Here is a 12,215-nt window from a genome sequence, read left to right on the forward strand (position 1 = left end):
GTGTCAGTCGACATGTTTTTAATGTCAGACCGCAATCGCGAGCTCGCTCCAACAGGGCGATGGTGTGTCAGGCGATTTCTGGCGCGGTAGCGTAAGCCTGCTCCAGCAACACGGTAAACCGGTTGAACGCGTCGATGGCGCCTTTTTCAACTTCGGCTTCTTCCTGGGCGCTGAACGCCAGGCCGTCCAGGGTCTGGACGAAGCGCTTCCAGCCTTCAGCGCGGCCACCGGCCGGTTCGCCGAGGTGGCGGGCACCGAAGGTTTCGCTCAGGCCAAGGCCCACGGCACGCTTGATCAGGAACGCTGCGCCGAGCTTCGAGCCTTCCGAAACAAAGATCCAGCCCAGGGCTTCAGCCTTGGTCGGGTTCTTCAGTGCACCGGCCACGGGTGCTGGCACCTCGGTGCCCAGGTCCTCCAAGTCGGCCCTGGCTGCATCGGCACGGCAGCGGGCCGGCAGGTCCGGGACTATGGCGGTCAGTTCGGCATCGTTGTACAGCGACACCAGTTCCGACTGAAACAGGTACTGCGCCACCACGAAGCGGGCGAAATTGGCCGGGGTTTCAAACGGAGCATGGGCCTTGACCAGGGCATCGAGCTTGCTGTGCGGCTCGTGGGTGATCTGGTTCAAACGTTGCGAACGCAGGTTGGGGCGTTGTTCGATGGCCTGGGTAGTCATGGAAATTCCTTGGAGAGTTCAGAGGCGCTTGGTAACGAGACGAACAGGAAGGCGCCTGACAGTAAAAAATCCTCACCAGGCGGCTTGATGTGACCGCCCGGCGGGATGACCGGATCAGATATCCCAGATCAGGTTGACCGCAAAATTGCGACCCGGCTGGGTCAGGCGGTCGAGGTTGGCCGGCTGGGTCACCGATGCTTCGCCGACGCTGTCGTAGCCGCGCACGTCATCCCACAGCCAGTATTTCTTGTCGGTGAGGTTGTAGACGCCGCCGCTGACTGTCACGTCGTCGGTCACCTTGTAGAACGCGCTCAGGTCCAGAATGCCGAAACCGGGCGTCTTGAACTGGGTGCTGGTGCCGTCCGGGGTTTTGAAACTGGTGCTGTCGACGCGGTCCTTTTTCTTCGCCAGCGTCCAGTTGAGCACACCGCCGTAGGTGTCCTGGTCGTAGCCGAGGCCGAATACGCCGGTCAGCGGGTTGACGCTGTTGAGCGGCTCGCCGTTGTCGTCGTTGCGCCCGTAGGCATAGGCCACCGAGCCCTGGGTGTAGAGGCCTTGCGGCGCGCCGAAGGCGTCGAGGTTCAGGCGGCCCTTGACCTCGGCACCCTTGATGGTGGCGTGCTTGATGTTGTTGCTCTGGAACGTGATCTCGGTGTAGCCCGGCGTGATGGCGTTCTCGTTGATGAAGTCGCGGTATTTGTTGTAGAACACGGCTAAGTCAAACGAGCCCTGCTCGAAGTTGCCGCGCAAACCGGTTTCGTAGCTTTTGCTCTTTTCCGGTTCGAGGTCCGGATTAGGCGCGACTTTATAGCCGCCAGCGATGTTTTCGAAACGGCCATACAATGCCTTGGCGGTCGGGGTGCGGAAGCCTTCGGCGTATTGGCCGAACCAGGTGTAGTGGTCGTTGAAGCGGTAGGTGGTGCCGAACTTCGGCGACAGGCGATGCCAGGTCTTGGTCTCGTCGCTCACCGTGCCGTTGCCACTCTGGTCGGCGGTGGCCAGGAACTCTTCGGTGATGTGCGGCTTGAGCTGGGTGTAGTCGTAGCGTGCACCGGGCAGGAATGTCCAGTTGCCCCAACTGATCTGATCCTGGGCGAACAGGGCGTAGCTGTTGATGGTCGGGTCCGGGAAGTCACTGGCGGGTTTCAGCGTGTCGGGGGCGCTCGGTGCGCCAATGACACGGCAGGCACCGGCCACGGACAGGCAGGTGCCGGCACCGGTACGCAGGCCGGTAACCTTGTCCTGCTTGAGGGTGGTGCCATAGGTGACGAAGTGATCGGTATCGGCGATGACAAACGACTTGTCAGCCTGGGCGTCGAACACCCATTGGCGATCCTTGAAGTTGGTATCGCGGTTACGCAACACGGTCCGCGACGGCGCGTAGATTTCCTCGGTGCGCTGGTCGGTCTTGGCGATCTGGTAGTTCAGCGTCCACTTGATGTTGTCAGCCAGTGCGCTGTCCAGACCGAAGCTGTGTTCCAGGCCAAAGCGTTCGCGGGTGATCGTGTCGTTACCGGTACGGGACTTATAGAAGCCGAAACCGCGTCCGGCATTGAACGGGCCGCCCACCGCGCTCAATTGATTGGTGTCGCGGTCGTCCTTGTAATGCTCGTAGGTCAGGCCAAAACGCGCGTCGTCGGCGTAATTCCAGCCCAGTTTGGCCAACACGCTGGTGGTGAGCACGTCCTGGGGGTTGGCTTCAGTGCGGTTCAGGCCAGTGCCGCCGGTTTCGCCAAAGGACTCTGTTTCATGACCGTTGCGTTGACTGAGGTGCAACAGGCCATCGAACTCGCCGGTGCGGCCGGCGACCGTGCCGGAAGTCAGCCAGCTGTCGTCGGCAGAGCTGTAGCCGGTTTTCAGACGTGCGCCGACATCCTTGCCCGGTTTGATGATGTCGTCCGCGTCCAGCGTGTAGTAGCTGACCGCACCACCAATGGCGCTGCTGCCATACAGCACCGACGCCGGGCCCCGGAGGATTTCCACACGCTTGACGATTTCCGGGTCGACATAGTTGCGGTTGGTCTGGGCATAGGGGCCGTTGAAGAAACCGTCGGGTACTTGCACGCCATCGACCTGGGTCAGTACGCGGTCGCCATCGATGCCGCGAATGTTGTAGCCCGTGATGCCGGCGCGTTGGCCCGAACCGCCCACCGAAACACCGGGTTCGTAGCGCACCAGTTCCTTGATGGTATTGACGTTGTTGCGGTCCAGATCTTCGCGCGTATAGACAGAGACCGTGCTCGGCACGCTGTTCACATCCTGCTCGTTACGGGTGGCGCTGATGGTGACCTGATCCAGACTGAGGGCACTGCTACCACTGCGCTTCTCCAGAACGATGCTGTTGTGCCCCAGTTTGCGATAGTCCAGGTTGGTCCCCACCAACAGACGATCCAGTGCTTTCTCCGGTGACAGCGAGCCGCGTACTCCCGGCGAAGCCACACCTTGCGCCAGCTCCGACGACACGCCGACCTGCCAGCCTGTCACGGCGGTAAAGGCATTGAGTGCCGACACCAGTGATTGCTGGGGAATGGCGAACGAGTAGTCGCCTGTTTTGCGGGTCGACTGCTCGGTGGCGGTGGCGGCCATGAGCGGTGCGGTACCGGCCATCAGGATGGCGGCGGTCAGCAGCGACAGCACGCGGGAAGGTGTAGGGGCTTGGCGGGTAAGGCGAGGGGACATCGATAACGCTCCGTGTCGCACGAATCTTTATAGGTGCTGATTGGCAGGGTGAGATGCGAATCAATTGCATTGGCTATAACGAGACGTACGGGGTTTGGCTATCGAGTAAAAATAATTCTCATTCAGTTCAGGATGACCAGCGCCGGGAACTCCTGAAGCCGGGCCGAGGTGATCTGGGCCAGGGAGCGAACCACGTCCAGCGGCTGATCGAGGCGGTAGTTGCCTGTTACGGTGACATCGGCCAGTTGTTCGTTGTTGTTGATGATCCAGCCCGGGTAGTAGCGGCGAAGTTCTGCCAGCACCTGGTTCAATGGGCAGTTTTCAAACACAAGCCGCCCCTGGACCCACGCCAGGTCAGTGGCGGCGTCGAGTTTGGCCGGCTTGTCGAAGCCGTTGGGGCCGATGCGAATGCTTTCCCCTGCGGACAAGCGCACCCGCGCGTCATCCCGGGTGGCGCGCAAATCGACATCCCCGCGCTGTACCCGCACCTGCGCCACGCCGTCGAGGTAGCGTACGGCAAATGCGGTATCGTGAACGCTGGCCGTGACCGGGCCGGCGTCGATTTCCAGTGGCTGGCCGCGATTGGCCTGGACTTCGAAAAACGCCTCGCCCCGATACAGGCGGGCAACACGTTGCCGGTTGTTGATGGTGCTTGAGAACGCCGAGTTGGTATTGAGCAGGACCCTGGAGCCATCCTCCAATTGCAGGCGCTGGCGCTCGCCGACCACGGTCAGGTGATCGGCCTGCAGGCGCATCGGCAAATTGCTGAAATTGAACAGGCCGAGCAGTAGCACGGCGGCGGTGGCCAGGGGTTTCCAGTGCGGACGCAGACGGGTGAGGACAGTGACTTTCGCCGGACGGGCGGCCAGGTTTTGCGCGCACTGCGCCACTTGCGGGCCGTCCCAGATCGCCTGGGCCTTGGCGAACGCCTGGGCATTCAACGGATCGGCGTCGAGCCATACGTGGAACTGGCGGCTCTGCTCCTCGTCGGGACTGCCGAGCACGATCAGCCAGTCCAGGGCCTGGTCCATCGCGCTTGCGGGGTCCTGCGCCGATGAAGGCTCGGGGGAGCGGTGGTTGTCCGTCACGGTGTTTCCTCGGCAGTGTCTGTGCACAGCTGTTTTTTAGTGAAGCGGTACGTAAAAAGTGGGCCAAGGTTAGCAAAGCCCGAGGATCAGCGCAGTCAGTCCAGGCAAGCGCAGGGTCCTGGCGTTCAGTTGGCGTTCAAGCGATCGGCAACCCCGATGCAGATCGACATGATCAGCTTGAGTTCTTTCTGCACGGTACTGAGGGACACGTTCAGCTCCTCGGCGATTTCCTGGTAGCTGTGCCCGTGCAGGCGGCTGAGGATGAAAATCCGCTGTTGGCGGGCGCTGAGTTCACTGAGGCTCACGTTCAGGCGCTCCAGCAATTGTTCGGCGTGGGCGGCGTCTTCGGCGCTGCTGGTGGCGGCGGCGATGCTGTGCACCACCTCCTGCGGCACGTCGTCGACCATGGTGCGCGACTGGATACGCCGCGCACGCAAATGGTCCAGCGCCAGGTTGCGCGCCGTCTGGAAAACAAAGGGCTCAAGATGAGCGATGGCCCGTTCGTTCAACGCACGGGTCACCCGCAGATAGGTTTCCTGCAAGAGGTCTTCAGCGGTGCTGTGATTATTGACCATCCGTTCCAGCGTGCGCAGCAGGGAGGTGCGCTGGGTGAGGAAAACGTGGTTGAAGCGTGACTGACTCACGGGAGAACCCGATCCATTTCGAGTAGATGATAATGCTTATCATCTACTCGGGTGGTCAAGCACTGATTTGTGAAGTTTTACGCGCGCCCCTGCAAATAGGTGGCGTAATCGGGAATCCGATGGAGGTGCGCCTGATCCATCAACGGGCTGCTGATCAGGTAGTCGGCGCTGCATTCGTTGCACGCCACCGGGATGTTCCACACCGCCGCGACCCGCAGCAATGCCTTGATATCCGGGTCGTGGGGTTGGGGTTCGAACGGGTCCCAGAAAAACACCAGCATGTCGACCCGCTGCTCAGCGATTTGCGCGCCGAGCTGCTGGTCGCCACCCAGTGGCCCGCTGATCATGCTTTGCACCGGCAGATCGAGGCGTTGTTGCAACAACAAACCCGTGGTGCCGGTGGCGACCAGATCATGTAGGGCCAGTCTGTCTTTTTGCCGTTCGGCCCAGTCCAGCAAGAACACCTTGCAGTGGTCATGGGCAACCAGGGCGATACGCTTGCGCGCCGCCAGGGTCTTTTGCGTAAAGCTGATGCCGATCATCGATGCTGGCTCCAGAAATGACACGCACCTTGTAGGAGCGAGCTTGCTCGCGATGGTCGTTAACGATGACAAGGGTCGCCTGAATGAGCGCGGGGCCCTTACATCCATCGCGAGCAATCGAGCGTCGACCGGCTGCTCCTACAAGACCGGGGGGCGTGCTGCTTATTCAGCGTTGCACAGCGCCAGGCAGTTATCGAGCATGCGGTTGGAGAAGCCCCACTCGTTGTCGTACCACGCCAGTACCTTGAGCAGCTTGCCGCTGGCCTTGGTGTGGTTGGCGTCGAAGATCGACGACAGCGGGTTGTGGTTGAAGTCGCTGGAGACCAGCGGCAGGGTGTTGTAGCCAAGGATCTTCGAGTGCTGGCTGGCTTCTTTGAGCAGCGCATTGACCTCATCGGCCGACGCTTCGCGCTTGAGCTGCACGGTCAGGTCCACCAGCGACACATTGATCACCGGTACGCGCACCGACATGCCGGTCAATTTGCCCGCCAGCTCCGGCAGCACCAGGCCCACCGCTTCGGCAGCACCGGTCTTGCTCGGGATCATGTTCTGGGTGGCCGAACGGGCGCGGTACGGGTCGACGTGATAGACGTCGGTCAGGTGCTGATCGTTGGTGTAGGCGTGGATAGTGGTCATCAGGCCGCTTTCGATGCCCAGTTCGCGGTGCAGCACCTGGGCCACCGGGGCCAGGCAGTTGGTGGTGCACGACGCGTTGGAAATGATCTGGTGCGATTGGCGCAGAATGTCGTGGTTCACCCCGTAGACCACGGTAGCGTCGGCGCCTTTGGCCGGGGCCGAGATGATCACTTTGCGCGCGCCGGCCGTAATATGCGCGGCGGCTTTGGCCCGATCGGTGAACAGACCGGTGCATTCGAACACGACATCAATTTTTTCCGCGGCCCAGGGCAGCTCGGCCGGGTTGCGGATGGCGCTGACCGAAATGCGGTCGCCGTTGACCGTCAGGCTCTCCTGATCGTGCTGGACATCGGCATCGAACGTGCCGTGAACGGTGTCGTACTTGAGCAGATGAGCATTGATCGCGCTGTCGCCCAGGTCGTTGATAGCGACGATCTGCAGATCCTGACGGTAGCCTTGGGTATAGAGTGCGCGAAGGACATTGCGGCCGATGCGGCCAAAACCATTGATTGCGATTCGAAGAGTCATATTGCGGCGCTACCGTCGTTTTGTTGTTGGAATTACAAGATTATTCGTAAAAAAATAGAAAACAAGCCTTTTTGATGGCAATATTTTGTTCGATCTACAACGAGTGACCTGAATCAACTGGTCCGAATGGTCAAACAAACCGTTTGTCATCCCATCGACACCGGCCTTTGATCAGCATAGACAATCAGGTCGCCACATCCGTTAGCCTGGAGTTCTACACATGCATCCCCGCGTCCTTGAGGTCACTGAACGGCTTATCGCCCGCAGCCGCGCCACGCGTGAGGCCTACCTTGCATTGATCCGCGGTGCGGCCAGCGACGGTCCGATGCGCGGCAAGCTGCAATGCGCCAACTTCGCCCACGGCGTGGCCGGTTGCGGCAGCGACGACAAGCACAGCCTGCGGATGATGAACTCCGCCAACATCGCGATAGTTTCGTCATATAACGACATGCTCTCGGCGCACCAGCCGTACGAAGTCTTTCCGGAGATGATCAAAAAGGCTCTGCGCGAGATCGGCTCCGTCGGCCAGTTCGCCGGTGGCACCCCGGCCATGTGCGATGGCGTGACCCAGGGCGAGCCGGGCATGGAACTGAGCCTGCCGAGCCGCGAAGTGATCGCGTTGTCCACGGCCGTGGCGCTGTCCCACAACATGTTCGACGGCGCACTGCTGCTCGGCATCTGCGACAAGATCGTGCCGGGCCTGATGATGGGCGCGCTGCGCTTTGGCCATCTGCCGATGATTTTCGTGCCGGGTGGGCCGATGGTCTCGGGCATTTCCAACAAGCAGAAAGCCGACGTGCGCCAGAAGTACGCCGAAGGCAAGGCGACCCGCGAAGAGCTGCTGGAATCGGAAATGAAGTCCTACCACAGCCCTGGCACCTGCACTTTCTACGGCACCGCCAACACCAACCAGTTGCTGATGGAAGTCATGGGCCTGCACCTGCCGGGCGCGTCCTTCGTCAACCCGAACACGCCGTTGCGCGATGCCTTGACCCGCGAAGCCGCGCACCAGGTCACGCGCCTGACCAAGCAGAACGGCGACTTCATGCCGATCGGCGAAATCGTCGACGAGCGTTCGCTGGTCAACTCGATTGTCGCGCTGCACGCCACGGGCGGCTCGACCAACCACACCCTGCACATGCCGGCTATCGCCATGGCAGCGGGCATTCAATTGACCTGGCAGGACATGGCCGACCTCTCCGAAGTCGTGCCGACCCTGAGCCACGTCTACCCGAACGGCAAAGCCGACATCAACCACTTCCAGGCCGCGGGCGGCATGTCGTTCCTGATCCGCGAACTGCTGGAAGCCGGGTTGCTCCACGAAAACGTCAACACCGTGATGGGCCATGGCCTGAGCCGCTACACCCAGGAACCGTTCCTCGACAATGGCCAGCTGGTCTGGCGCGAAGGCGTGACTGACAGCCTCGATGAAAGCATCCTGCGTCCGGTCGCCCGTGCGTTCTCGGCAGAGGGCGGCCTGCGGGTGATGGAAGGCAACCTCGGTCGCGGTGTGATGAAAGTCTCCGCCGTGGCCGTGGAAAACCAGATCGTCGAAGCGCCAGCTATGGTGTTCCAGGATCAGCAGGACCTGGCCGATGCCTTCAAGGCCGGTTTGCTGGAGAAGGATTTTGTCGCGGTGATGCGCTTCCAGGGCCCGCGCTCCAACGGCATGCCGGAACTGCACAAGATGACACCGTTCCTCGGCGTGTTGCAGGACCGTGGCTTCAAAGTCGCGCTGGTGACCGACGGGCGCATGTCTGGCGCGTCGGGGAAAATTCCGGCGGCCATTCATGTCAGCCCCGAGGCTTATGTCGGCGGCGCTTTGGCGCGGGTGCAAGAGGGCGATATCATCCGCGTCGATGGCGTCAAAGGCACCCTGGAGCTTAAGGTGGACGCCGAAGAATTTGCAGCGCGTACGCCGGCCAAGGGCCTGTTGGGCAACAACATCGGCACCGGTCGCGAGCTGTTTGGTTTCATGCGCATGGCCTTCAGCTCGGCGGAGCAGGGCGCCAGCGCCTTCACTTCTGCCCTGGAGACGCTTAATTGAAACTGGCTTTGGTCGGTGACATCGGTGGGACCAACGCACGTTTCGCGTTGTGGAAAAACCAGCAACTGGAATCGGTCCAGGTACTGGCGACAGCAGATTTCCCCAGCCCCGAAGAGGCCATCAGCCTCTACCTGAGTGGCCTGGGGCTGGCGCCGGGGGCGATCGGTTCGGTGTGCCTGTCGGTGGCCGGTCCCGTCAGTGCCGATGAATTCAAGTTCACCAACAATCACTGGCGCCTGAGCCGCAAGGGTTTCTGCCAGACCTTGCAGGTGGATCAGCTGTTGCTGGTCAACGACTTCTCGGCCATGGCCCTGGGCATGACCCGTTTGCAGCCCGGCGAATTCCGCGTGGTCTGCGAAGGCACGCCGGAGGCGTTGCGTCCGGCGGTGGTGATTGGTCCGGGCACCGGCCTGGGTGTCGGCACCTTGCTCGATCTCGGCGAAGGGCGTTTTGCCGCCTTGCCCGGGGAGGGCGGTCACGTTGATTTACCGCTGAGCAGTCCACGGGAAACCCAACTCTGGCAGCACATCTTCAACGAAATCGGCCATGTCAGCGCCGAAACAGCCTTGAGTGGCGGTGGCTTGCCGCGTGTCTACCGGGCGATCTGCGCGGTGGACGGGCACACACCAGTGCTCGAAACGCCGGAAGCCATCACCGCTGCCGGGCTGGCGGGCGACCCGATTGCCGTGGAAGTGCTCGAGCAGTTCTGCTGCTGGCTCGGGCGCGTGGCCGGCAACAACGTGCTGACCACCGGCGGGCGTGGTGGCGTGTACATCGTGGGTGGGGTGATTCCGCGGTTTGCCGACTTCTTCCTTGAAAGCGGCTTCGCCCGGTGCTTCGCCGACAAGGGTTGTATGAGCGATTACTTCAAGGGGATTCCGGTGTGGCTGGTGACGGCGCCGTATTCGGGGCTTGTTGGTGCCGGTGTAGCGCTCGAACAATCCACCCCGACTTGAAACCCGATCACCTGTAGGAGCGAGCCTGCTCGCGATGGACGTCAACGATAACGCGTGCTTTCTGAATGCACGCGGCGCCTTCACGTCCATCGCGAGCAGGCTCGCTCCTACAGTGGTTCTGTAGTGTTTGTAAAATCAGCGCATAAGGCATAATCCGCCCAATTCAAACAACAAGGACGCCGCCCGTGAGCTCAGTCAACAAGTCGATTTTGTTGGTCGATGACGATCAAGAGATACGCGAGTTGCTGGACACCTACCTGACCCGCGCCGGTTTCCAGGTGCGGGCCACCGCCGATGGCGCCGGTTTTCGCCAGGCGCTGAACGACGCGCCGGCCGATCTGGTGATCCTTGATGTGATGCTGCCCGACGAAGACGGCTTCAGCCTGTGTCGCTGGGTTCGCCAACATCCACGCCAGGCACAGGTGCCGATCATCATGCTCACTGCCAGTTCCGACGAAGCCGACCGCGTCATCGGCCTGGAACTGGGTGCCGACGATTACCTCGGCAAGCCGTTCAGCCCACGGGAGTTGCAGGCGCGGATCAAGGCATTGCTGCGCCGCGCGCAGTTCGGTCAGGAGCGTAGTGGCGGTGAGGTACTGGCCTTCGATGACTGGCGGCTGGACATGGTCAGCCATCGGCTGTTTCACATCGATGGCGAAGAGGTGATTCTCTCGGGCGCCGACTTCGCGCTGCTGAAGCTGTTCCTCGATCACCCGCAGGAAATTCTCGACCGCGATACCATCGGCAACGCCACTCGTGGCCGCGATTTGATGCCCCTCGATCGCATCGTCGACATGGCAGTCAGCCGGTTGCGCCAGCGCCTGCGCGACACCGAAAAACCGCCACGGCTGATTCGCACCGTGCGCGGCAGTGGCTACCAATTGGCAGCCAATGTGGTTGCCAGCAATGGCCACTAAGCTATTGCGCAAGCTCGCCGCCAAGGTGCCGATGCCGCGTTCGCTGCTCGGGCGGATGTTGCTGTTGACCCTGCTGGCGGTGTTGTTCGCCCAAGCGTTGTCGAGCGTGATCTGGGTGTCGCAACTGCGCGCCACGCAGCTCGAGGGCCTGGTCACCAGCGCCCGCAGCCTGGCCCATTCGATGACGGCCAGCGTCAGTTATTTTCGTTCGTTGCCGGTGGCGTACCGGCCGCTGGTGCTCGACCAGTTGCGCAGCATGGGCGGCACCCGGTTCGTGGTGACACTCAACGACAAACCCCTGGGTATGGAAGTACTGCCCATCACCCCGCGCAAAGAGGCAGTGCTCAAAGCGGTGGATGAAGTACTGCGCCAGTCTCTCGGCCAGGACACGGTCATCTCGGTGACCTTCGTCAGTCCGGAAGACCTGCGCATCTTCAATGGCGGCCTGAAGCTCGATGAGTTGCCACGCTCCTGGGCGCACTACGCGCTGACCCTGGAGCCGGTGAACCCGCCGGTGCTGGTCACGCAGATCCAGATGGCGCCGGGCGAATGGCTGTACATCGCCTCGCTGTTGCCCGAGCCCTACACCAGTCTTGAAGAACAGGGCCTGCCGGCGCAGCAGGTGTGGTTCATCGTCCTGACCAGCAGCTTTTTGCTGTTGTTCATCGGCCTGCTGGTGCACTGGCAGAGTCGTCCGCTCAAGCGCCTGGCGCGGGCGGCGCGGGACCTGTCGTTGGGGGCCGATGTGGAACCGGTGGCCGAAGGCGGGGGCAGCGAAGTGGTCGAGGTCGGGCGCGCCTTCAACACCATGCGCGAACGCATCAGTCGTTACCTGACCGAGCGCAGCCAGTTGTTCAGCGCCATTTCCCACGACTTGCGCACGCCGATCACCCGTTTACGCCTGAGGGTCGAATTGCTCGAAGACGAAACATTGCAAACCAAGTTCGGGCGTGACTTGGACGAGCTCGAATTGTTGGTCAAGGGCGCGCTGCAATGCGTGAAAGACACCGATATCCACGAGAACATCGAGCCGGTGGACCTCAACCATGTGCTCGACTGCCTGGTGGAGCCCTATCTCGCGCCGAACGGTAACGGTCGCGTGACCCAGCAGGGGCGGGCGCTGGCGGCCTATCCGGGGAAACCGCTGGCGCTCAAGCGCTGCATAGGCAACTTGATCGATAACGCGTTGAAGTACGGGCAGAACGCGCACCTGCATATCGATGACGACGAAAGCGCGTTCGTCCTGCACGTCGATGATGAAGGGCCGGGCGTGCCGGAGCAGCGGCTGGAGCAGGTGTTCGAACCGCACTTCCGTCTGGCCGGGCAACAGCAGGGTTATGGGTTGGGGCTGGGGATCGCCCGCAACATTGCCCATAGCCATGGCGGTGAGGTGACTCTGCAAAACCTGCGTGAGGGCGGGTTGCGGGTGACCCTGCAGTTACCGCGCTCTGCCGATTAGAAGGTCAAAAGATCGCAGCCTGCGGCAGCTCCTGCAGAGATCG

General features: G+C 61.7%; 10 protein-coding genes. 4 read left to right on the top strand and 6 right to left on the bottom strand.

Annotated elements, in window-relative coordinates:
- Nucleotides 1–67: 67 nt before the first annotated feature.
- The 6 genes from C8K63_RS01785 to gap all read right to left on the bottom strand — a co-directional run bounded on the left by C8K63_RS01785 (nucleotide 68) and on the right by gap (nucleotide 6,793).
- Nucleotides 68–676 (bottom strand): biliverdin-producing heme oxygenase, encoded by a 609-nt coding sequence (locus C8K63_RS01785; protein ID WP_108215120.1) that lies wholly within the window; start codon nucleotides 674–676, stop codon nucleotides 68–70.
- Between the two features lie 114 nt (nucleotides 677–790).
- Nucleotides 791–3,355 carry a TonB-dependent receptor gene (locus tag C8K63_RS01790; protein WP_108215121.1) on the bottom strand — a complete coding sequence of 855 codons (2,565 nt, stop codon included), beginning with the start codon at nucleotides 3,353–3,355 and terminating at the stop codon, nucleotides 791–793.
- Between the two features lie 122 nt (nucleotides 3,356–3,477).
- Complete coding sequence (locus C8K63_RS01795) at nucleotides 3,478–4,443, bottom strand: FecR domain-containing protein (RefSeq protein ID WP_108215122.1); 966 nt, start codon at nucleotides 4,441–4,443, stop codon at nucleotides 3,478–3,480.
- Between the two features lie 125 nt (nucleotides 4,444–4,568).
- Nucleotides 4,569–5,087, bottom strand: a complete 519-nt coding sequence (locus C8K63_RS01800; RefSeq protein WP_108215123.1) for an RNA polymerase sigma factor — start codon at nucleotides 5,085–5,087, stop codon at nucleotides 4,569–4,571.
- Nucleotides 5,088–5,164: 77 nt separating this feature from the next.
- The gene (locus C8K63_RS01805) at nucleotides 5,165–5,629 is read right to left on the bottom strand and encodes a methylglyoxal synthase (protein WP_108215124.1); all 465 of its coding nucleotides are present in this window, start codon (nucleotides 5,627–5,629) and stop codon (nucleotides 5,165–5,167) included.
- 162 nt (nucleotides 5,630–5,791) lie between these two features.
- A complete protein-coding gene (gene gap, locus C8K63_RS01810) occupies nucleotides 5,792–6,793 on the bottom strand; it encodes a type I glyceraldehyde-3-phosphate dehydrogenase (RefSeq protein WP_108215125.1) in 1,002 nt (333 codons plus the stop codon).
- Nucleotides 6,794–7,013: 220 nt separating this feature from the next.
- Between gap and edd the strand changes: the two genes are divergently transcribed.
- The 4 genes from edd (at nucleotide 7,014) to C8K63_RS01830 (ending at nucleotide 12,172) form a co-directional block, all read left to right on the top strand.
- Nucleotides 7,014–8,840 (top strand): phosphogluconate dehydratase, encoded by a 1,827-nt coding sequence (edd, locus tag C8K63_RS01815; RefSeq protein WP_108215126.1) that lies wholly within the window; start codon nucleotides 7,014–7,016, stop codon nucleotides 8,838–8,840.
- Nucleotides 8,837–9,796, top strand: a complete 960-nt coding sequence (locus C8K63_RS01820) for a glucokinase (RefSeq protein WP_108215127.1) — start codon at nucleotides 8,837–8,839, stop codon at nucleotides 9,794–9,796. Before edd ends, C8K63_RS01820 begins: the two co-directional genes overlap by 4 nt.
- Nucleotides 9,797–9,981: 185 nt before the next feature.
- Nucleotides 9,982–10,713 carry a response regulator gene (locus C8K63_RS01825; RefSeq protein WP_108215128.1) on the top strand — a complete coding sequence of 244 codons (732 nt, stop codon included), beginning with the start codon at nucleotides 9,982–9,984 and terminating at the stop codon, nucleotides 10,711–10,713.
- A 31-nt stretch (nucleotides 10,714–10,744) separates the two neighbouring features.
- Complete coding sequence (locus tag C8K63_RS01830; protein ID WP_177413216.1) at nucleotides 10,745–12,172, top strand: ATP-binding protein; 1,428 nt, start codon at nucleotides 10,745–10,747, stop codon at nucleotides 12,170–12,172.
- Nucleotides 12,173–12,215: the final 43 nt, after the last annotated feature.

Source organism: Pseudomonas sp. GV085, assembly GCF_003050925.1.
Taxonomy (GTDB): domain Bacteria; phylum Pseudomonadota; class Gammaproteobacteria; order Pseudomonadales; family Pseudomonadaceae; genus Aquipseudomonas.

Bases quoted from the DNA above. Each gene is read 5' to 3' on its own strand.
- C8K63_RS01785 (WP_108215120.1), bottom strand. From the start codon at position 676: ATGACTACCCAGGCCATCGAACAACGCCCCAACCTGCGTTCGCAACGT.
- C8K63_RS01790 (WP_108215121.1), bottom strand. From the start codon at position 3,355: ATGTCCCCTCGCCTTACCCGCCAAGCCCCTACACCTTCCCGCGTGCTG.
- C8K63_RS01805 (WP_108215124.1), bottom strand. From the start codon at position 5,629: ATGATCGGCATCAGCTTTACGCAAAAGACCCTGGCGGCGCGCAAGCGT.
- gap (WP_108215125.1), bottom strand. From the start codon at position 6,793: ATGACTCTTCGAATCGCAATCAATGGTTTTGGCCGCATCGGCCGCAAT.
- edd (WP_108215126.1), top strand. From the start codon at position 7,014: ATGCATCCCCGCGTCCTTGAGGTCACTGAACGGCTTATCGCCCGCAGC.
- C8K63_RS01830 (WP_177413216.1), top strand. From the start codon at position 10,745: ATGCCGCGTTCGCTGCTCGGGCGGATGTTGCTGTTGACCCTGCTGGCG.